Below are 21,614 nucleotides of genomic sequence, written 5' to 3'. Positions count from 1 at the left end.
TAATAGGCAGATATAGCACTACACACTACAATTAAGACAACTATAAAACTTTAAAGCTTATTATCTGTAAAGTTTTAACTCTAGATGACTGCTGACTGCTGAATGCTAAATGCCGATCGCTATGAAAACTAACCCAATACTTCCTTAGCTTTAGCAACAATGTTATCAACAGTGAAACCAAACTTCTCCAGCACAACACCACCAGGAGCAGAAGCACCAAAAGTATCAACACTCAAAGTTGCACCTTCATCAGTCACATAACGATGCCAACCAAAACTAACACCAGCTTCCACTGCAAAACGCTTCTTCACAGCAGCAGGGAACACAGACTCTTTATAAGCTGCATCTTGCTCTTCAAATAATTCCCAACATGGCATAGAAACCACCCGTACTTTCTTACCTTCCTCACGGAGTTTTTCTGCAGCGTCAACACATTGGTAAGTTTCTCCACCAGTACCAATTAAGATAATATCTGGAGTACCTTCGCCATCACTAATAATATAAGCACCTTTAGCAACCCCATCAATGGAACTACCAGCTAAATTAGGTAAACCTTGACGAGATAATGCTAACAGAGTAGGTTGAGGATGAGAAGATTTAGCCTTTTCCACTGCAACCTTGTATGCACCAGAAGTTTCATTACCATCCGCAGGACGCATCACAAGTAATTGTGGAATCAAACGTAAAGATGCAATATGCTCAACTGGTTGGTGAGTCGGTCCGTCTTCACCTAAAGCGATAGAGTCGTGAGTCATTACCCAAATAACACCAGCTTCAGCTAAAGCAGACAAACGGATGGAGTTCCGCATATAGTCAGTGAACACCAAGAAGGTTGCACCATAAGGAATTAACCCAGAACCATGGAGAGCAATACCATTACAAATTGCTCCCATACCATGTTCCCGAACACCAAAACGCATATTTCGGTTTTGATATTGACCTTTTTGGAAGTCTCCTAAACCTTTGAGTAGAGTCTTGTTAGAAGGAGCTAAGTCAGCAGAACCACCAATTAACTCTGGTAAAACTCCAGCTATAGCATTTAGTGTTGCACCAGACTGGTTACGAGTTGCATCCTTCTTGCTTTCAGGAGTATATTTAGGAAGTGCATCTGCCCAACCTTCAGGTAACTTACCACTTACCATCCGTTCCAAAGTAGCTGCATCTTCAGGATATTTGGATTTATAGTCGGAGAAAAGTTGATCCCATTCTTCCTGATATTTTGCTCCTCGGTCAACTGCTTGGCGGAAATGACTCAGAGCATCCGCAGGCACTTCAAATTCTGGATATTCCCAACCAAGATTTTTCCTAGTAGCTGCTACTTCATCAGGTCCGAGTGCTGCACCGTGAACATCGTGAGTATCAGCTTTATTAGGAGAACCATAACCAATAAGAGTAGTAACTTTGATCATGGAAGGTTTATCAGTAACCGCTTTCGCTTTTTCAATTGCTTCGGCGATCGCATCTAAACCAGTATTACCATCAGTAACGTGCTGAACGTGCCAACCATAAGCTTCAAAACGCTTACTTACATCTTCAGTAAAGGAAATGTCTGTATGACCGTCAATGGAAATATGGTTATCATCATAGAAAGCAATTAACTTACCTAAACCCCAGTGTCCCGCTAAGGAAGCAGCTTCACCAGAAATACCTTCCATGTTACAACCATCACCCATGATGACGTAGGTATAGTGGTCAATTAGGTTACAGTCTGGCTTATTGAATGTAGCAGCTAAATGGGCCTCTGCTGCAGCTAATCCTACAGCGTTAGCAATACCTTGTCCTAGTGGCCCGGTAGTAACCTCGATACCTTCAGTGATGTGATTTTCTGGGTGGCCAGGAGTTTTAGAATCCCACTGACGGAATTGTTTAATTTCTTCCATAGGTACGCTGTCAAAACCTGTGAGGTGCATGAGAGCGTAAAGTAACATACAGCCGTGGCCAGCAGAGAGAACGAAGCGATCGCGATTTAACCATTTAGGATTTTTGGGGTTAAAGCGCATGAACTTATCCCAGAGGACAAAGGCCATTGGTGCAGCACCCATGGGTAGTCCAGGATGGCCAGAATTAGCTTTTTGAACTGCATCAATTGCTAAGAAGCGGATTGAGTTAATACAAAGTTCTTCCAGTGATTGAGTTGTAGCAACCATAGTTATTGTTTCTATATATTGAAATGTGTGAATGCCGGAGCGAATAAACCAGATATTTGTCCACTGTCATACTACAGTTATACTGCTCTGGAATTGTTCTCAGACCATATACATTACAGATCATCTCACTGTAGGGATCTCTAGGCAAGGGAAGTTATCAAGTCAAAAATTTTAAGGCCCTTATGAAGTTAAACTTATGGTGTGGACTTTAGTTATTATTATGAGGTTAAGGGTATGAAACAGTCTATAAGGTTTTATCTCCCAGCCGCATTCCTAAAAGTATTAATATCTAATGTTTGGAGATACCTAGATGAATCAAGATAACACTACTATAGAAGAACGTCGCTTTGATGATATCCAAACTTGGATGTCAACAGGAAAAGGTACAGATTTACCCGAAGTCTTACAGGGTATCTACTTTATGGATGGAAACGATCTACCAGAGGATTGTCTGACTCTGAATGCTTCTGCTTCATGGAATCCTGAGACTCTAACCTTGTCAGTGAGGACTCACGATCCCTTTCAATGGACATTTCATCCTTCAGTTGCTGGACGAAGACTTCTTCAGCAGAATAAGTCCCAAAAATTGCTCATCAAGATACTTTTTCAGGATAATACTTTGAGACGGGCAGATGTGATTCCCCAATTTTATGGAATACAATTTCCTCGCTGGATTCTTGGCTTTGAGATGATCCAAACGGAAGATAGTGTCGATGGTATGACCTGGTATCGCAGAAATAATATCTTTTTTGGTTTGATTCCTGCAGGGAGCTATATTCTCAGGAAGATTGTGGATAAAAATGGCCAAAAAACTCCTGCTTTTCACGATATGCTTGCTAAAGTTCAGGAAACTTGCATTGTTGTGACTAAAAGTAATAAGTAGCTTTTGCTGAAAAAGTCTTTTGGTGAAGTTAGGGAATAAAGTTATTCGATTGACTACTCCCCTAGCTGAAGCCTAGGGGATTCTAAGTTGATACTACGCAACTTCAAAATCAGCAGTTTCTTCAAATAGTCCAACTTATGGGGAGTCACCAATGACTCAATGCTGCAACTCTGGTTAAATTTGATCGGGTGTTAAAAAGTTTTTAGTGTTACTTAGACATTTTATGGTATAAAAAATGCCTGTTAGCTCCGCATTCCGCCGGAAAACCCGCTTGCTGTTAATAATTCATGCCTTTTTGAGGTAAAAAACCCTGCATGTCTATATTTGAGAATATTTTATGACTCTGTTTTGTCTAAGTTCCACCCATTAGAAGATGTTGTTTAAGTTCCCTTCTCCTTAAAATCAAGATACAAATTATACTAAAATAAGCTTAGTATTTTCTAACGGAAAGAGCAAAAGATGTCTGAAATCCAACTAGCAAATTCTTTATCTAAAAATAGCGAACAAAACACCGCCACGAGTCTAGTCAAATTGGCGGCTTTTTTAGTAGCGTTGTACATCCTAGAGCGTGACAGCCCAGCTGAATATAAATATAATTACAGCTATCTCAATCCTCTGGCGATGACAAATGTACCAAGATACAAAATTATAGAGAAAATTGTAGGTTTTCCTGTAATAAAGCTACCTAAAGGCACATTTCCAACACTGCAATGGCTGATCAAGTTAGCCGAGAATTAGAACAGCAAAAGTATATTGCTACTCCAGTAGCACTATTTGCCGTTCCACCTGCTGATAGTTGGTCTAGGTCTTTATTTCCTGTTGCCATTAGTTATCAACGAACAGCTATTAGCACTGAATGGATTTTGTTTACGCCCCTAGATGGGGAATCTTGGATGACTGCTAAAAACATAGTCCAAATGACTGATTCTAACTATCATGAACTCATCAGCCATTTAGGACGCACTCATTTAGTGGTGGAGCCTTTTATTGTCCCTACTAATCACTTACCCGAAGATCATTGTTTAAGAAAACTTTTGGTACCTCATTTCGAGGGGACTGTGCTGATCAATTATGGCGCTCATGCAATATTAGTTGCGCCTGGTGGTACAGTAGACTCTATATTAGCCAGCAGCGTCGGTGGCGATCAAGCTATGGCAGCTAAAGCTGCACAAAGTTATTTGTTTAACTTTAATGAAATTTCATTTCCCCAAACTTTATAAAATCGGGGTGTAGCCGATCCTGACAAGTTACCAACCTATCCCTACCGAGATGACGGGTTACTAATTTGGAATGCCATTGAAATTTGGGTACGGGATTATTTCAACATCTGCTACAGAAACGACTCAGCAGTTGAGAGTGATACCGATTTACAAACTTGGGGCTCAACATTAGTTTCTTTGCAAGGGGGACGGTTGCAAAACTTTGGTGATGATGGACAAGGCAAATTTAACACCATAAATTGTTTAGTCAAAACAATCTCGACAGTGATTTTTACAGCGAGTGCTCAACATGCAGCGGTGAACTTTTCTCAACAAGAAATGATGTACACGCCAGCATTTCCTTTGGCTCGCTATCTTCCAGCCCCAATAAATCCCCAAGATCCTGAGAGTTTCATCAAAGGTTTGCCTTCACTCAGTCAAGCTCAAAACCAGATTAATACGCTTTATTTACTTGGCTCTGTCTATTACACCCAACTAGGTAAATATTCCCCATCAGCATTTCCAAATAATCAAGAATTGCAAGCGGCTTTGAAGAAATTCCAGGACAATTTAAAAGCGGCTGAGACCAAAATTAAGGATCGAAATCGCAATGCTGACCGTTTAATGCCTTACGAGTTTTTCCTCCCTTCCCAAATTCCTCAAAGCATCAATATTTAGCAGATAGCAAAGTGGGGAAATGCGATCGCTTTCCATCAGGCTATTCATCTACTAGAGTTGTCCCTAAATAGAGGAAAAAATCGCTCCAACCTAGACAGAGCAACAATTCCAACATCTTTTATCTCATGTCCGGTAGCATCGGTCTTGTATAGTAAATAGGCAACAGGCAACAGCTCATCTGGCAACAGGCAAGAAAAAAACTTAAATTTCTTGTAGATATCCACAAATAGAGGAAAAAATCGCTCCAACCTAGACAGAGCAACAATTCCAACATCTTTTATCTCATGTCCGGTAGCATCGGTCTTGTATAGTAAATAGGCAACAGGCAACAGCTCATCTGGCAACAGGCAAGAAAAAAACTTAAATTTCTTGTAGATATCCACGCTAACTTTTACACAAACGATACCAACAGACATGATATTAGTCGCCAATAGCTACAATCCTTATATAATAGAGTTGTTGGGAATTAAGCAAAAAAAATGGCTAAAACTCTTATTAGTCAAAGTTTATAGCGTTTTTATGCCTAAACTCCTGAAAAGCTTACTATATAAGCTTTTGAGCATTGTTCAATTCTTATTTCCCAACAACTCTATTTTTCAAATAAGCGTGGGGGATGCCGAAAACGCAGATTTTAGCTGTTTGCGTAGCATCCCGCAGGGAAGCGCTGATAGCTTGTTAAAAAGCGTTTCCGTTCCGGAATCTCCGCAAACAGATACCATTATCTATGCACTACCTTTTTAGGCTGATAGCTGACAGCTAATAGCTAATAGCTAGTAAAAAAGGGGGTGCAAGCCCCCTAAATAATTTCTAGTCCTAACCTCTAGACATATTTCTTAAATGCTAGAGTTACATTATGCCCTCCAAATCCAAATGAGTTGGATAAAGCTGCTTCCACTTTGTGAGCACGACTTATATTAGGGACATAATCTAGGTCACATTCTGGATCGGGATTATCTAAATTGATTGTCGGTGGAATTTTGTCATGGGCGATCGCCATTACTGTTGCTATAGCTTCAATACCCCCAGACCCTGCTAACAAATGACCAGTCATTGACTTAGTTGAACTAATTGCTACCTTATAAGCACTTTCACCTAATGCCTTTTTAATAGCTTTTGTCTCTGTTGGGTCATTTGCTCCTGTACTGGTACCGTGGGCATTTATGTAACTGATTTGTTCTGGAGTTAAAGCAGCATCTTTCATGGCCAACTGCATAGCTCTACTTGCCCCCTCTCCATCTGCAGCAGGAGCGGTCATATGATAGGCATCACAAGTCATACCATAACCAACTACCTCTGCATATATCCTTGCCCCACGACTAAGGGCACATTCCAATTCTTCTAGGAGGATAATTCCAGCACCTTCACCCATCACAAAGCCATCGCGATCGCGGTCAAAAGGACGACTTGCATGAGCTGGGTCATCATTACGCCTGGATAAGGCTTTAGCAGAAGCAAATCCTGCCAATCCTAAAGGGGTAATTGCAGATTCCGCCCCACCACAAATCATTGCTTGAGCAAATCCCCTTTGGATCAGACGGAAAGCATCTCCTACAGCATTGGACCCTGAAGCACAAGCAGTCACACAACAAGAGTTAGGTCCTTTGGCTCCAGTGTGAATTGCCGTTAGACCTGCGGCCATATTAGCAATCATCATTGGAATCATAAAGGGGCTACACTTAGAAGGACCACGAGTCAGATATATCTCTTGTTGATCTTCTAATACTTTTAGGCCACCTACCCCAGTGCCAATTATTACCCCCACCTGTTCTGCGTTTAGGTCATTGATTTCAAATTTGGCATCAGTTACAGCCTGTTTGCTCGCTGCAACTGCAAACTGGGAAAACCGGTCCATTCGTTTCGCATCTTTAGGACCAACATAGTCGTGAGGGTCAAATCCTTTTACCTCTCCAGCAATACGACATTTGTGTTTTGAAGCATCGAATCTGGTTATTGGGCCTATACCGTTTTTACCGCTTAATAACCCGTTCCAATAGTCAGATAGGGTGTTGCCAATAGGTGTTAAAGCACCCATTCCTGTGACAACTACCCGTTTCAACTCAGAATTTGTCATAATTTTCGTTTTCAGAAGTTCCATACCCAGAAGGCAGAAACTTTGGGTTTTTGATCGGGATGTTATGCTTTGGCTGTTAGTTCCTGTTCAATATGGTCCACAGCAGCTTGAACGGTAGAAATTTTTTCTGCTACTTCATCTGGAATCTCGATTTCAAATTCTTCTTCCAATGCCATAACTAACTCTACGGTATCTAGAGAATCAGCTCCTAAATCATTGGCAAAATTAGATTCTGGTTTGATTTCTTCTTTTGGTTTTTCTAGCTGGCTGGACACAATTGTCTGTACTTTGTCAAAAATGTCTTCTTGGCTCATAAAATTTTCTCCTTTTTAGTTTGGATGTCGCGTATACAATCTTATCTGAAAACTGAGACCCCTCTATTACGGCACACAGGCAAATGAGTTTTCTAAATGCCTTTTTTTATTTTGTGGTTAAATTTTGTATCAGAATAAGCTTTTAATTATAAATAAGTAACAAAGAAATTATATATACTAATAAGTTATGTCTATGATACTTATCTTCTTTATATAATTAGTTAATGTTATGCCTGTTCAAACACTGAAATATGCTTACTTCCCTGGCTGTGTTGCTCAAGGAGCTTGCCGGGAGCTTTACCAATCGACTCAAGTTCTTACTCAAGCTCTGGGAATAGAGCTAATAGAATTGAAAAAAGCTGCCTGTTGTGGCTCTGGTACTTTTAAGGAGGATTCTCAACTACTAGAAGATACTGTTAATGCCCGTAACATAGCTTTGGCCGAAGAGTTAAATTTAGCCTTACTAACCCACTGTAGTACTTGTCAAGGGGTAATTGGTCATGTCGATGAACGTCTCAAGGAATCTCAACAAGTCAATCCTGACTATGTAGATCAAATTAATGGCCTCTTACAAAAACAGACTTGTTCTCCCTATCAAGGCAGCACAGAGGTCAAACATTTACTTCATGCCCTGGTTGCAGATTATGGTCTAGAAGAAATTCAAAATCGCGTTACCCGTAAACTATCTGGCCTTAAATGTGCTGCGTTCTATGGTTGCTATCTACTTAGAGGTCAAACTAATTTGCCGTTAGATGACCCCTATCAACCAGAATCTATGGAAAATGTATTTCGGGCTATTGGGGCGACTCCAATTTATTACCGAGGCCGGACTCAATGTTGTGGTTGGCCTCTTTCTAGTTATGCCACTAATCAGGCTTTTCAAATGGCTGGAAATCATGTGAGCGAAGCTATTGACAAAGGTGCTGACTGTATGGTAACACCTTGCCCTTTGTGTCACTTAAATTTAGATTCTCGTCAACCAGAGGTAGAAAAAGTTATTGGACGTAATTTAGGTTTACCAGTGTTGCATTTACCTCAACTAATAGCTTTAGCTTTGGGCGTTTCTCCAACAGAATTGGGTTTGGATCGTCATGTAGTCTCAACTCGTCCAGTATTAGAAAAGTTAGGACTATAGCTGAAGTCAGGAGTCAGGAGTCAGGAGTCAAAATAATTTTATGGCAATTTCAGGAGTCAGGAGTCAATAGAAAAGAGTCATTAGTCAGAAAAAATTTTATGGCAATTTAATGAAGCTAATTATTAGCCATTAATTTTAGTTGTAGCTAAAGGCTGTTAAATAGTAATATCAAATCCATTTGATTGGGCATAAAAAAATCTCCAATCATCATAACTACGCTCATCAAAGTGATTCTCTGTGATTCTCTCCCCATATGACTCGGTCCACCTGACTCCTCCTGACTTAACCAATCTATATAACCAATCTATAACTGTTTAACTATATTTGATATAATAAAAAGATTTTTCCAATTCAAAACTCCAGGCGATCGTTGAGAAATTTTAAGTTTTTCAACAATGTTTATCAATGGTGAGAAGCAGTAGGGTAAACTAAATCAAAGCATTCATATCTAATAACTTGCTGTTCTATATGCCTTTGAGTAGATACGGCAGAATAAACTTGTTGGGAGAATTTAATTTATGTCTCATTCAGTAAAAATTTATGATACTTGCATCGGTTGCACCCAGTGTGTTCGTGCTTGTCCATTAGACGTTCTAGAAATGGTACCTTGGGATGGTTGTAAGGCAGGCCAAATTGCTTCATCTCCTCGTACTGAAGATTGCATTGGTTGTAAGCGTTGTGAGACTGCTTGCCCTACTGACTTTTTGAGTGTCCGGGTTTATCTGGGTGCTGAAACTACTCGCAGTATGGGTCTCGCTTACTAATACTCTTTTCCCTCTATTGGTTTTTGGTTTTAGATTTAATAGAGGGTTGGAAAATTTTAGATATAGCAGAAGAAAGAAGGAAGAAGAAAGAAGGAAGAAGGAAAAATCTTACGTTTTCTGAGTTTTAAGCTTTTGATCTGTCCTAACCTTTCCTGCGATTGTTATAAGGTATAATAAATAAAAAATTTTGTAGAGGGAATTAATAATTTTCCCTCTATTTTTTATTTAGTTTCTACATATTGTTACAGGAGTTTGGAACTGATAACTGATAACTGAAATGACACCCAATTCAAATGAAGTAATTAATTTTGTAGATAATACTACAAAGTACAACAAGATTGCTTCGGCCATGAGAGAACTTGTGGGTCAATTTATGCCAATTAAGGTCATCGAAGATTCTCCACCTTTTGCAGTTGCAAGGTTGGGGGTATTTTCCCGAGCAGGACAAGGGCCAATTGTTGAATAACTTGTAATGTACCTACCTAATTCTCGTCATAGAGCTCATATCCATGATGAATCAGATGCAATTATCAAAATAATTACTGGAACTGGTGTTGTAGTAATTAACGGAAAACCTATACCTTACAAACCAGGTGATGTGCTTGATTTCCCAAAAAGTATCAGCCATGGTTTTGAGGTAGGAGATGAACCTACACTTTTCCTATCTACTCAAATACCTGGGATTATCAGAAGTGATGGGTCTGTGGACTTTAGATATGCAGATTGAAAATAGAGTTCTACTTCATAGAAATAATTGCTTAATATTAAGATAATACTTGAAATATTCAGGTAAAAAAAAGTAGTGAAGATGGATTTACAAGAAGCTTTAGAAAGATATCATGGTACTAAACTCAACCTTGATGAATTGAGCAAATATCAACAGTAGGCTTTCTATTATTTCCATAACGAAGAATTTGTCTTGAACTCAAACCTTTCAGTAACTATACAGTTAGACTTGGTAAAACCTCGTGAGGTTTATGAAAGGTCTTTTCAAAATGCCCAAGAAGCATCTTTTCAAGGTTATCTTGTATGGAATTTAGTCAAAGCTTTATCTCTAGAGTGGACTTTCTGTACGCGTAAAATTGACGAGGAGTGGTATCTCTTTAAAAATCTTCCAGTTTATTTCCCTATTGCTGTTGGTGGGGAGGATAGATTTAAAGACGTAATTATTAACGATGTTATTTCCATGGATTGGACAAAGTTTTGTAGGGTATATCGAGATTCTATTGACAACTGCAACACCGATCCTGGTTCTTTTCCGCGATTAGTATGGGAAATTTCTCATTTTATTGGAAATCTACCTTACCTAAACTTTACATCATTTCAAATGCACCGTGGAGTTATGAAAACTGGTCGGTCTATATTTTACTTTGGACAACGCCACAATTTGTACCAAAGACAGACTGTTCCGTTAAGCATTACCTTCGACCATGCTAATTCAGATCCCTATGTGTTGGACAATCTCATGCAAACCTATCAAAATTTGTTGATCACAGTTTAATTTAACTGAGGGAAACAATGTTGAAAAAGGTCGTAATTTAAAGAAGCAGTCAGCGGTCAGCAATCAGCAGATTTTTTTTGCGACTCCCTAGATTGGGGAGCATTCCGGAACGGAAAGGAGATTTCAACTCCTCCGATGGCCATCCGCCTCATAGGAAGCTGAGGATTTTTACCCAGAGCTGCTAAAAACTGATAGCTAGTTAATTGGCGATGAACTTGAGAATTGTCCTAAGAAAACCTGCAATTGCTATGGCAAAGAAAAACCTTACTCTCCTACGGGATAACTAACTTTGAGTAAGTATTATATATAGTCAAAGTTAGTCAGAATAAAAAATAAAATGTGTGGAATTGTTGGTTATATTGGTACGCAGTCAGCTACAGAAATTTTACTATCTGGACTAGAAAAACTAGAATATCGGGGTTATGATTCTGCCGGACTGGCCACTGTTTGGGAGGGGCAAATTAAATCTATTCGGTCTAAGGGTAAACTACACAACCTGCGGGAAAAATTGGCCGGAATGGAAATACCTGCTAATATTGGTATTGGTCACACTCGTTGGGCGACTCATGGCAAACCGGAAGAATATAATGCTCATCCTCATACTGATGATACTGGACGAGTGGCAGTAGTTCAAAATGGGATTATTGAAAATTATCGGGAATTACGCAGAGAATTAGAAGGTCGGGGACATAAATTTATTTCTGATACTGATACGGAAGTTATCCCCCACTCAATCGCAGAATTTTTATCTAATTTTACTGAAGGCAACAGGGAAGCATTTTTAGAAGCTGTACGTCAGACTGTGAATAAACTGGATGGAGCATTTGCGGTCGCTGTTGTTTGTGCAGACTATCCCAACGAACTTATTGTTGCTAGACAGCAAGCACCTCTATCTATTGGTTTAGGACAAGGAGAATTTTTCTGTGCTTCTGATACTCCTGCTCTTGTATCCCATACTCAAGTTGTTGTCAGTTTAGAAAATGGTGAAATAGCTCGTTTAACACCTCTGGGGGTAGAAATTTATAATTTTGCAGGGGAGCGCTTGAATAAAATACCCCGTATTCTTAACTGGAGTCCGATTTTAGTTGAGAAAAATATTTTTAAACATTTTATGCTCAAGGAAATTCACGAGCAACCAAATGTTATCCGGGGTTGTTTAGAAACTTATATTAATAGCGATTGGGATATTAATAACGATCATGTTTCTCCGACTAATTTAGAATTATCCCCTGCTCTATATCAAGACTTAGAACAAGTTGAAATATTTGCCTGTGGTACTAGTTGGCACGCTAGTTTAATTGGGAAATATTTATTGGAACAATTAGCAGGAATTTCCACTACAGTTAATTATGCTTCTGAAGCTCGTTATGCACCTTCTCCTCTGAAAAAAAATACTCTAACAATTGGTGTTACTCAATCTGGAGAAACAGCAGATACTTTGGCAGCTTTGTCAATGGAACAACAACGACGTTTAGATAAACCAGCCGAATTTTCATCAAGGTTGCTAGGAATTACTAATCGCAGCGAAAGTTCTATTGCTAACTTAGTTCACCAAATTATTGATATTCGGGGAGGTCTTGAAATTGGTGTGGCTGCTACTAAAACATTTGTGGCACAGGTAATGGCGTTTTATTTATTAGCTCTAGAATTAGGCTGGCAAAAACAATATTTATCTGGTGAAGAAATTGCAGGAATTGTTAATGGTTTGCGACAGATACCTGCACAGATGGAACAGATATTAGAAGCTCAAGATAGCCAAATAGAAGATTTTGCTCACCAGTTTAATGATACTCAAGATTTTATCTTTGTGGGTCGAGGAATTAATTTTCCAATTGCTTTAGAAGGCGCTCTAAAACTGAAAGAAATTAGTTATATTCACGCTGAAGGATATCCCGCTGGTGAAATGAAACATGGTCCGATCGCTTTGTTGGATGATAAAGTGCCTGTAGTTGCGATCGCTATGCCTGGTTTAGTATATGAAAAGGTACTTTCTAATGCTCAGGAGGCTAAAGCGAGGGATGCACAGTTAATTGGGGTGACTCCTGAAAGTACGGAGGCGGATGTGTTTGATCATGTGTTGGCAGTGCCTGCTGTGGATGAGTTGTTGTCTCCAATGTTGACGGTTATTCCTTTGCAGTTGTTAGCTTATCATATTGCTGCTCATCGTGGTTTGGATGTGGATCAGCCGCGAAATTTAGCGAAGTCGGTGACAGTGGAGTAATATCTCAGTGAACAGTTATAGTTGTTTCACTTTAGATTGAGACAAGTGTTTCTTGCTATAAAAGGATTTCAGCCTCAAAAGTGTTTCATTCTTAAATTAAATGACTATATCAGTATTTTCTGTTGAAATACTTGACGTTTTAATCCCCCCAAACCCCCCTTGGGAAGGGGGGCTAAGAATTCAGACTTATGCTATAACTTTATTAAAATGGTATGAGTAGACTAAAAAGTAGGGACGTTGCATGCAACGCCTGGTTTATCATTTGTAAAAAAAGGAAAATGGAGTCATGTTAAAACACCTAAATCGAATTACTTTTGACCCGAAAATTATGACGGGAAAAACTTGTATTCGAGGAATGCGAATTCCTGTTTCTTTGATTCTGAATTTAGTTGCCAATGGGAAACTTAATCAGGAAATTTTAGAAGAATATCCCGATTTAGAATTAGAGGATATCAAACAATGTTTGCTTTATGCTGCCTGGTTAGCTGAAGAAAGAGTTATTCCTAATTGAAAAGCTTTTCAAGTCGTGAGAACCCTTAAATCAACGAAAGAGTTAGGGCAAAAACGAACAAAGGGTAAGTAAACTAAACCATAAAGTTTGTCTAAATTTTTTCGATGTAACCGCTTAACTATTTCTCAATGAAATGCCAATTCTTCTGCTAAACTATTTGTAATATTGTGACTCCAGGGTGATTATACCGAAACTTTCGGCTTTTTGTCATCTGGCGGTTGACTATACAGATCGGTATAATAAGTAGTTAGGCTGCAAAAAATGTTTGTAATCATGCTGATTTCTGTACAAACTTTGACATATTAACTACTATGCTTAGGTTCTTGATCATTATGGTTAGGTTCTTGATCTTTATTTACGCTTCTGGGTTTGGTCTGCTTGGGTATGGTATCTACTCTGCCTGTAAATCAGTCGAAGCTTCTAATTGGCCATCTGTGACGGGCACAATTACTAATGTGTCTCTTCATGAGAATAAAGGTCGTAGCATAACTTATGAAGTAAAGGTTAAATATCGTTACTCTGTTAGGGGTAAAACATATACTAGCTCCCGATTGGCATTTGGATATTTTTTTAGTAGCGGCGGACAGGAACAGCAAGATATTCTCAATAAACTAAAGAGTGCTTCATCAGTAAAGGTTCGATACAGCCAAAAAAATCCTGCAACATCCACTCTTTCATTCGGAATTCATCGCTCAATAAAGTTTGTCTTAGCTTTCGCTATTGTATGGTTGGGATTTACCTGTAGTTCGTCGGTAGTATATCAACCAGACCATGTTCTGCTCAAAAATCTAAAAGTGACCCCAAAGCGATGATATTACTGATTGTTTCTCCTATATCTGCGATCGCTGCCTAACTATCCGGTTGCACCCAATGGAACAGAAAGTTCTGGTTAGACTTGAAAAGTTATCTGATACAGGTGAACTGGTGCGTTAGAAGGTAGAGTAAATAAATGTTGATTAAGCCACTTTAAGTTAATAATGTAAAACCAATAACTCATCTTCTTTTTGGTAACATAGTGACTCCAAGAGGATTATACCAAAACTTTCGGCTTTTTGTCATCTGGCGGTTGACTATACAGATGGGTATAATAAATAATTAGGCTGCAAAAAATGTTTGTAATCATGCTGATTTCTGTACAAACTTTTAAATTGAGTACTCATGGATCAACTGTTTTTAGCTCTATTTATCAGCATATTTTCCGCTCCTGGGTTTGGTACGCTTGGGTATGGTATCTACTCTGCATATAAATCAGTTGAAGCTTCTAAATGGCCATCTGTGAGGGGCACAATTATTAATGTGTCTCTTAGTACCGATGGCAATATGTCTTTTCGTATCAATGGCAAGACAAGTTATGAAGTAAAAGTTAAATATCGTTACTCTGTTAGGGGTCGAACATATACTGGTTCCCGATTGGCATTTGGATATGTTTCTAGTAGCGGCAGACAGATACACCAAGATATTCTCAATAGACTAAAGAGTGGTTCGTCAGTAAAGGTTCGATACAACCGAAGAAATCCTGCAATATCCACTCTTTCATACGGAATTCATCGCTCAATAAAGTTGGTCTTAGAGTTCGCTATTATATGGTTGGCATTTTCCTGGATTTTCTGGTGGGTAGTATATCAACCAGACGATGTTCTGCTCAAAAATCTGGAAGTGATCCTAAAGTGAGGATCTTACTGATTGTTTCTCCTATATCCGCGATCGCTGCCTAACTATCCAGTTGTACCCGATGGAAATGTTTGTTTTTCTTGTATTTGTTCGACACTAATTAATTGAATTTGAGATTCAGTAACTTCTACTGTATCTTGAGCAATTAAACCTTCTACACTGTAGCCATCTTCTCCTTGATACATGGGATAATATTCAACAATTACCCCCATACTACCTTTTTTGAGATTAAACTCAGGAATATCTTGAATTAATTGAACTTGATAAAATAGAGGAAATGCCATTTTTTATCTCTCCTGTGCAGGAAAGAAAGTAACAAATTTAGTTATTTTTTCAGTTACTATCCAAATCGTTTTGATGTTTAAAATAAAACCATTATGACAATTTAATGAACCAATAATCTGATATTTTTGCCCATATTTTCGTTAAAGTTATTGTGATAGACGATCGCCAAGTTGGTAAACTTAAAGAATTAGTCAGAGCGATCGCCCAAACAAGACCCAGACCCAGAATGAATTTAATAATAGTAGGTTCTGATTGGTCAATTCCCACAATATAGAATCCGGTTACATAATATATGGGTAGTACATTAGCAAAATTTTCATTTTGTGAAGCTTAAAAAAAATTTAGAGAGGAAGTATAGATTGCATTCGGTAAAAAGCCGTGATACTATAAGTATATTGGGGGGAGCTTGCCAATACGCCTGATTTTTTATTCAACACAAAAAAAAGAGACTTTTAGACAAAAAGGAGCGATCGCTGAGAGTAGTAAGTGAAAGTTTAGTCATTTTGTGAAGCTCAAAAAACCTCCTAGGTAACAGAGCGATCGCCTTCTCTTCCCAAAAAAATCGTGATACTATAGATATATTAGGGGTTGTTCGTACCTACGCATGACTTTTTATTCAACTAAAAAACATTTCTTCAGCTATGAGAAATATTGTGCGATAGCATACGCTGAACTGGAGGTGATCGCTGAGAGTAGTAAGTGAAAGTCTAGTCATTTTATGAAGCTCAAAAAAAAATAGAGAAAGTAAGGTAGGTTGCATTCGGAAAAAAACCGTGATAGTGTAAATATAATGGTTGTCGTTAACCTCAAGACATGACTTTTTATTTAACACAAAAAAAAGATACTTTTAGACAAAAAAAGCGATTGCGTACGCTTAACGGAAGGTGATCGCCATCCCTCCTCAACTAATAAATAATTAAATTAACTCCAACGTTGTAGTTATGTAGTTATTAGGAAAGACAAAAGCAAAATTTCAAGCTTTCAATCTTCCCTTTCCTATTATTTCAACCAAGGATGAGTAATTTCTTCTAACTGATTAAATTCTTCTTGACTCATCTCCCAACCAATAGCTCCTACATTTTGTCGAACTTGTTCAGAATTTTTACAACCAGCAATAGGAATCACACTATCTTGAAAAACCAACCAATTCAGGGCAACCTGAGCCAGAGTTTTGTCATATTTTTCACCAATTTGTTTTAACAAAGACATCACAGGAGTAATTTTTTCTAAACCCTTTCTTTGAAAACGAGAGTCAAATTGACGAGCACCAGTCGGCGGTTTTTCCACAGTATATTTCCCAGTTAATAAACCTTGAGCCAAAGGACTATAAGCTAAAATTGTCACCCCTAACTCTCTAGCAGTATCCAAAATTCCTTTAGCTTCAATTTGTCGAGAAAGCAGAGAATATCTCACCTGATTAGTTGCTAAAATTACCCCTCGTTTTTCCAGAATTCCATGAGCTTGACGCATCTCTTCAGCCGAATAATTACTAACACCAACCGCTTCAATTCTGCCCTGTTTTACTTCATCAGCCAAAGCATTTAATAAAGTTTCCTGACTCATAAAAAAAGTAAAGGGCCAATGTACTTGATAAAGAGTAACTTTCGGCAACATTAATCGTTTCAAACTAGCAGTAACAGCATCAGCAACAGACTCTGGAAAAAAACGCCAAGGTACAGGACCATATTTAGTAGCAATTTGCACAGGTTGTGCAGTTTTTTGCATAAATTTTCCCAGCAATTCTTCTGATAAACCATTGCCATAAACTTCAGCAGTATCAAAGAAATTTATCCCTGCTTCTAAGGAAGTTTGAAAAGCAGCTTCTACTTCATTAGCACCATAATTACTGCCATAATTCCAGAAAAATTTATCCCCCCATGCCCAAGTGCCAATACAAATGGGATTAACAGTTATTCCTGTTTTACCTAAAGTAGTTGTTGCCATGTTCAAAAAAATCCTAATTAGTGTATAATGCTCAAAGCCAGACTAACAATTTTTAGTTAAATTTTAATCTAGATAGATGTTAATTTACCAAAAAATAATTCAGTTATCAGTCTTCAGAATTCAAAATAAAATTCAGTAAGGCTTATGTATGAATAACAGGGTTTAAAAGCCATTAAGTCATAAAATTGATAGTTTTCAATTAGTTCATAGCAAACAATGCCAGAATAATTATTTTGTCTTCTAGTTTGGTAAGCATTCAGCCATCAGCTATTGCTTTTAGTTTTAGATAAAAGCTTTACTAATTGAGTTAGAATTTATACTTACTATAAAAGCTGGCTAAAACAGTCTATATTCATTAAAATCCTCTGCTTTTGCTCAGAGGTTACAACTAATAGCTGTTTGGGCAGCATTCCGCAGGAAATGCTTACTTAGTTTGTGGCAACTGACTCAAAAAATCAGGTCTCAAACCTCCCTTTTTAAGAGGATAAAACAGAAAATTTTGCATCTTCTCGCCTCCCTATTATAGGAGGTACTAAAAAAGGAGGCTATAGCAATCATAAATCATTTGTAAAAAATCTAAGAATATATAAAAAGTCTGAAAGTTTTACCGAATAATTAAGGTTTAAAGCCTCTCCTTTAAAGGAGAAACAAAACAAATTTTTCCTTTGAGTCAATCCTATCCGTTTTCAAGGAGAGGTAATTATTAATTATTAATAATTAATTTTTGAACCCTGTTCCCTGTTCCTTAAATTCAAAGATTTTTTTACCCGCAACTGAAATAGGATTGCTATATCAGTTATAGCAAGGAAGGAGTTGGTTAGGACATAGATTGATGATGAATCTCAGACAGAGAAAAGCTTTTGCCACTGTTCCCTGTTCCCTGTTCCCTGCTATAACTGCATTTACTCCTTATTCAATACTTAATAATAATATAGTTATGACAATTAAAGATTCTTCCAGTCCACTCAAATTTATCAAATTAATCCAAGAAAACTTTCTATTTTTTAGATTAGGTTTATATCAAATGGGGTTAGGAACAATGTCAGTTTTAACTCTCGGAGTTTTGAACCGAGTGATGATTACTGAATTAACAATACCTGCCACAATCGTAGCATTTACTTTGTCATTATATCAATTTATGGCACCAGCAAGGGTTTGGTTTGGTCAAATGTCTGATGTTAAACCTTTGTTTGGTCAACACCGTACAGGTTATATGTGGATAGGGGCAGTTTTGTTTACTTTAACTGCTTTTATTGCTGTACAAGTTATGTGGCAAGTTGGTGATAGTTTACAAGTTAATGGTTGGACGAATCCCACATTTTTTTGGGTCGGAATGTTGGGTTTAATGTTTATAATTTATGGTTTGGCTTTAAGTGCAAGTTCTACACCTTTTGCTGCATTATTGGTAGATATTTCCGATGAAGATAATCGTTCTAAAGTTGTCGGTATAGTTTGGTCGATGTTGATGGTAGGAATTATTATTGGAGCAATTACCAGTAGTGTTTTACTTAAACAAGTTGGTGTGGGCGCACCATTAGAAACTGTAAAGGCATCTGTTAATAGTTTGTTTATTAAAGTGCCAGCAATTGTATTAATTTTTGCCTTTATTTCCACAGTGGGAGTTGAACAAAAATACTCTCGTTATCGCACTCGTTCAACTATTGCTAATCGGGAAGATAAAGTTACTCTAGGAACAACCTTAAAAGTTTTAAGAGCTAGTCGTCAAACAGGTTTATTTTTTACATTTGTATTTGTACTAATTATTAGTTTATTTATGCAGGATGCAGTTTTAGAACCCTATGGTGGAGAAATATTTTCGATGCCAATTTCTGAAACTACAAGATTGAATGCTGTATCAGGTATGGGAACTTTAATCGGATTAGGTACAACTGGATTTTTAGTAGTACCAAGATTGGGTAAGAAAAATTCTCTAAAAGTGGGATGTGTAGCTACAACAATTAGTTTTATCCTGATAGTTATGTCGGGGTTTACTGGCAACCCTTCTTTATTTAAAGGAGCTTTATTTTTATATGGTTTAGCTGCTGGTTTAACTACTACTGCTTCTCTGAGTTTAATGTTAGATTTAACCGTGGCAGAAACAGCAGGAACTTTTATCGGTGCTTGGGGATTAGCTCAAGCAATGGCAAGAGGATTATCTACAGTTATTGGTGGTGCGACTTTAGACTTAGGTAGACTTTTCTTTAATATTCCAATGCTTGCTTATGGCTTAGTTTTTCTCATGGCAGGAATAGGAATGATATTGTCAATTTTTCTGTTAAATCGAGTCAATGTACGAGAATTTCAAGATAATTCAAAACAAGCGATCGCTACTATTTTAGAAGGAGAATTAGATTAATTAATAATTAATAATTAGGGTTTGCTGAAAAAGTCTTTTAGTTAGGAGTAGTAGACAGGAGAAATAGGAATGAGCGAGGAGGTTTGAAGAAGAATTCAGTATACAGGATTCTGGAGAGAAATTAGGTTGGGGTTTAATTAACAAGAGTGACAATTTTTCCGTATCTCCATCATTTTTTCTCTTCTTGCTCCCTACTTCTTACTTGTTACTTCTTGCAGATAAATTGACCAATGAAAATTCCTCAAGTAATCCTGATTAACCATAATCTAGATATGTCTGATTTCTTAAAGCTTCTCTAGCCTCGCAACTTGATATAATCAATTTATAGAGTGAAAAAAGGAATAATACAAATGGTTGGTTATAACCCTGAATTCTTAGGTACAGACTTTCCGTTACCAATGCCTAGTTTTTCCCCAAGTCTAGTTGGTAACGTTTTGAGAAAACCAGAGCTGCGAGACGATATATATGTAGATTATATTAACTTCACTGTCATTATGAATCGCGTGCGACGTTCGCCACTCGTAACGGCTCTCAATATTGACCAAAATCTGCTCAAAAAAGTGGAACGGAAGAGTAGATGGGATATTGATACTCGTGTAGGTTGTGAGTATCAATTAGACAACGATTATTATGCTAACAACTGTTGGGATAGAGGACATTTAGCTAGAAGGGCGAGCGCTGCTTGGGGTCATTCCACACAGGAGGCAAGAAGAGCTTCTGATGCAACTTTTTTCTTTACCAATGCTGCATTGCAACATGAGAATTTCAATCCAGATGAATGGCTAGCTTTAGAGGATTGGGTCAAGGATTTGACTCTCGATCAGAACGGTTTAATCACAGAATTTACTGGTCCCATTTACGGCGATTTTGGTAGAACAATTACTCCTTCTGGTCGTAAACCTGCGGTAGTCCCTTCTGGATTTTTCAAAATTGTATGTTTCATTAACGGACAAACACAGGAATTAGATGTGCGAGCATGTATCATGTGGCAAGATGCAGATTCTATGGCAGATAGACGAGGAAGAAAGTTGTTTAACTTTCAACGCTATCAAGTCACGGTATCAGAGATTGAAGAGTTAACAGGATTATTTTTTGACTACAAAATCTATGAAAAAAATCCTCTCCTGTTTAATGAAAATGAGGGAGCAAAAGAGAAATTAAATATAGATAGTTTTCCGGAGTGTATCCCTGTAGATGAACCAGAAGAAATGATTTCTCAGGAGACAAAACGACAAGATATCGGTGAAGAATTACCAGTTTATATTGCTGCTGCGATGGTGAACTCAAAAGGAGACGAACGTCAAAATGAATGGGTTTCCGTTATCAATCTGTCCCCAGATGAAATTGATTTAACAGGTTGGACACTATCAGATATGAAGCGGGTTCCTCTTGAGTTGGATACAGTTTTGGCAGGAGAGCAACGGATACTAAAACCGGGAGAAGCGAGGCAAATTAAACCTTTAAATCCGTTGGCGCTTTCTAATAAAGGAAGTACGATTGCTCTTTATCAACCAATGGAAGGAAGCGAAAGAGGTTTGCGCATTGACCGAGTTCATTATACTCAAAAACAAGCTAGTGTAGAGGGGGTGCCAATTGTGTTTTCCTATCAAAGAAAAAACAAATCTTAACTTTCTTTTTACACATATAGCAATCCTAAATAGGTCGTGACAAATCAAAAAGTATAGCGCTGTGCGCAGGCAACAGGCAACAGGCAACAGCTCCGGAAGGGGGAATAAAAAAACCATAATATAAGGCTTTTAGCTATTGGACAGTTCTTGTAATTTGTAAAGATGCCAGCGCTCATTGCTATATCTCGCCATTGATGAAGAGTAGGCCGACTTATATTTAATAAACGACTCACATGACTGATAGACATACCATTAATAATGAGGTCAAGAGCCCGTTCACGCAAATCTTGACTGTAAGGATATACC

At 38.0% G+C, this 21,614-nt stretch carries 21 protein-coding genes and 1 pseudogene; 14 read left to right on the top strand and 8 right to left on the bottom strand.

The genetic code is table 11. From position 1 onward, the window contains the following. Positions 1-128: 128 nt before the first annotated feature. Positions 129-2,147, bottom strand: a complete 2,019-nt coding sequence (gene tkt, locus F6K27_RS12625; protein ID WP_287276479.1) for a transketolase — start codon at positions 2,145-2,147, stop codon at positions 129-131. 310 nt (positions 2,148-2,457) lie between these two features. On the opposite strand from tkt, the gene F6K27_RS12620 reads away from it, so the two are divergent. From F6K27_RS12620 to F6K27_RS12610, 3 genes and pseudogenes are all read left to right on the top strand, one after another. Beyond that, the gene (locus tag F6K27_RS12620; protein ID WP_124147856.1) at positions 2,458-3,030 is read left to right on the top strand and encodes a hypothetical protein; all 573 of its coding nucleotides are present in this window, start codon (positions 2,458-2,460) and stop codon (positions 3,028-3,030) included. A gap of 459 nt (positions 3,031-3,489) precedes the next feature. Beyond that, the gene (locus F6K27_RS12615) at positions 3,490-3,768 is read left to right on the top strand and encodes a hypothetical protein (RefSeq protein ID WP_124147855.1); all 279 of its coding nucleotides are present in this window, start codon (positions 3,490-3,492) and stop codon (positions 3,766-3,768) included. After that, positions 3,741-4,907, top strand: a pseudogene (locus F6K27_RS12610) (lipoxygenase family protein). Before F6K27_RS12615 ends, F6K27_RS12610 begins: the two are co-directional and overlap by 28 nt. 44 nt (positions 4,908-4,951) lie before the next feature. On the opposite strand, the gene F6K27_RS12605 reads toward F6K27_RS12610, so the two are convergent. The 3 genes from F6K27_RS12605 to acpP form a co-directional block, all read right to left on the bottom strand. Then, complete coding sequence (locus F6K27_RS12605) at positions 4,952-5,338, bottom strand: hypothetical protein (protein ID WP_287284528.1); 387 nt, start codon at positions 5,336-5,338, stop codon at positions 4,952-4,954. Positions 5,339-5,727: 389 nt separating this feature from the next. Beyond that, positions 5,728-6,978: a beta-ketoacyl-ACP synthase II gene (gene fabF / locus F6K27_RS12600; RefSeq protein ID WP_287276473.1), complete on the bottom strand. Its 1,251-nt coding sequence runs from the start codon at positions 6,976-6,978 to the stop codon at positions 5,728-5,730. A gap of 62 nt (positions 6,979-7,040) precedes the next feature. Beyond that, entirely contained in the window at positions 7,041-7,292 is a 252-nt protein-coding gene (gene acpP, locus F6K27_RS12595) for an acyl carrier protein (RefSeq protein WP_124147851.1), read from the bottom strand. A gap of 229 nt (positions 7,293-7,521) precedes the next feature. On the opposite strand from acpP, the gene F6K27_RS12590 reads away from it, so the two are divergent. From F6K27_RS12590 to F6K27_RS12550, 9 genes are all read left to right on the top strand, one after another. Further along, complete coding sequence (locus F6K27_RS12590) at positions 7,522-8,427, top strand: CoB--CoM heterodisulfide reductase iron-sulfur subunit B family protein (RefSeq protein ID WP_287276471.1); 906 nt, start codon at positions 7,522-7,524, stop codon at positions 8,425-8,427. Between the two features lie 518 nt (positions 8,428-8,945). Beyond that, complete coding sequence (gene psaC, locus F6K27_RS12585) at positions 8,946-9,191, top strand: photosystem I iron-sulfur center protein PsaC (protein ID WP_006616272.1); 246 nt, start codon at positions 8,946-8,948, stop codon at positions 9,189-9,191. Between the two features lie 277 nt (positions 9,192-9,468). Then, positions 9,469-9,657, top strand: coding sequence for a hypothetical protein (locus F6K27_RS12580; RefSeq protein WP_287276470.1), 189 nt, complete (start codon positions 9,469-9,471; stop codon positions 9,655-9,657). A gap of 6 nt (positions 9,658-9,663) precedes the next feature. Beyond that, a complete protein-coding gene (locus F6K27_RS12575) occupies positions 9,664-9,918 on the top strand; it encodes a cupin domain-containing protein (protein WP_287276469.1) in 255 nt (84 codons plus the stop codon). A 192-nt stretch (positions 9,919-10,110) separates the two neighbouring features. Then, positions 10,111-10,692, top strand: coding sequence for a hypothetical protein (locus F6K27_RS12570; protein WP_375339702.1), 582 nt, complete (start codon positions 10,111-10,113; stop codon positions 10,690-10,692). Between the two features lie 337 nt (positions 10,693-11,029). After that, on the top strand, positions 11,030-12,913 hold the full coding sequence (gene glmS / locus F6K27_RS12565; RefSeq protein ID WP_287276467.1) for a glutamine--fructose-6-phosphate transaminase (isomerizing): 1,884 nt from the start codon (positions 11,030-11,032) through the stop codon (positions 12,911-12,913). A 286-nt stretch (positions 12,914-13,199) separates the two neighbouring features. Then, positions 13,200-13,424: a DUF433 domain-containing protein gene (locus F6K27_RS12560; protein ID WP_287276465.1), complete on the top strand. Its 225-nt coding sequence runs from the start codon at positions 13,200-13,202 to the stop codon at positions 13,422-13,424. A gap of 332 nt (positions 13,425-13,756) precedes the next feature. After that, the gene (locus tag F6K27_RS12555; RefSeq protein ID WP_287276463.1) at positions 13,757-14,236 is read left to right on the top strand and encodes a DUF3592 domain-containing protein; all 480 of its coding nucleotides are present in this window, start codon (positions 13,757-13,759) and stop codon (positions 14,234-14,236) included. A 346-nt stretch (positions 14,237-14,582) separates the two neighbouring features. Continuing rightward, on the top strand, positions 14,583-15,095 hold the full coding sequence (locus F6K27_RS12550) for a DUF3592 domain-containing protein (RefSeq protein WP_287276462.1): 513 nt from the start codon (positions 14,583-14,585) through the stop codon (positions 15,093-15,095). Between the two features lie 44 nt (positions 15,096-15,139). On the opposite strand, the gene F6K27_RS12545 is transcribed toward F6K27_RS12550, so the two are convergent. From F6K27_RS12545 to F6K27_RS12535, 3 genes are all read right to left on the bottom strand, one after another. After that, positions 15,140-15,379, bottom strand: a complete 240-nt coding sequence (locus F6K27_RS12545; RefSeq protein ID WP_287276461.1) for a DUF4926 domain-containing protein — start codon at positions 15,377-15,379, stop codon at positions 15,140-15,142. A 91-nt stretch (positions 15,380-15,470) separates the two neighbouring features. Next, entirely contained in the window at positions 15,471-15,647 is a 177-nt protein-coding gene (locus tag F6K27_RS12540) for a hypothetical protein (protein WP_287276459.1), read from the bottom strand. A gap of 732 nt (positions 15,648-16,379) precedes the next feature. Then, entirely contained in the window at positions 16,380-17,324 is a 945-nt protein-coding gene (locus tag F6K27_RS12535) for an aldo/keto reductase (protein ID WP_287276457.1), read from the bottom strand. Between the two features lie 937 nt (positions 17,325-18,261). On the opposite strand from F6K27_RS12535, the gene F6K27_RS12530 reads away from it, so the two are divergent. After that, positions 18,262-19,680, top strand: coding sequence for a BCD family MFS transporter (locus tag F6K27_RS12530; RefSeq protein WP_287276517.1), 1,419 nt, complete (start codon positions 18,262-18,264; stop codon positions 19,678-19,680). Positions 19,681-20,030: 350 nt separating this feature from the next. Then, on the top strand, positions 20,031-21,308 hold the full coding sequence (locus F6K27_RS12525; RefSeq protein WP_287276456.1) for a DNA/RNA non-specific endonuclease: 1,278 nt from the start codon (positions 20,031-20,033) through the stop codon (positions 21,306-21,308). 44 nt (positions 21,309-21,352) lie between these two features. On the opposite strand, the gene F6K27_RS33630 is transcribed toward F6K27_RS12525, so the two are convergent. Continuing rightward, entirely contained in the window at positions 21,353-21,592 is a 240-nt protein-coding gene (locus F6K27_RS33630) for a helix-turn-helix domain-containing protein (protein ID WP_353735979.1), read from the bottom strand. Positions 21,593-21,614 lie beyond the last annotated feature (22 nt).

The sequence above is a fragment of the Okeania sp. SIO2F5 genome (assembly GCF_010692685.1).
In the GTDB taxonomy this organism is placed as follows: Bacteria; Cyanobacteriota; Cyanobacteriia; order Cyanobacteriales; family Microcoleaceae; genus Okeania; species Okeania hirsuta.
Note: the sequence above shows the minus strand (reverse complement) of the source record. Positions and strands in the feature narration are given on the sequence as shown.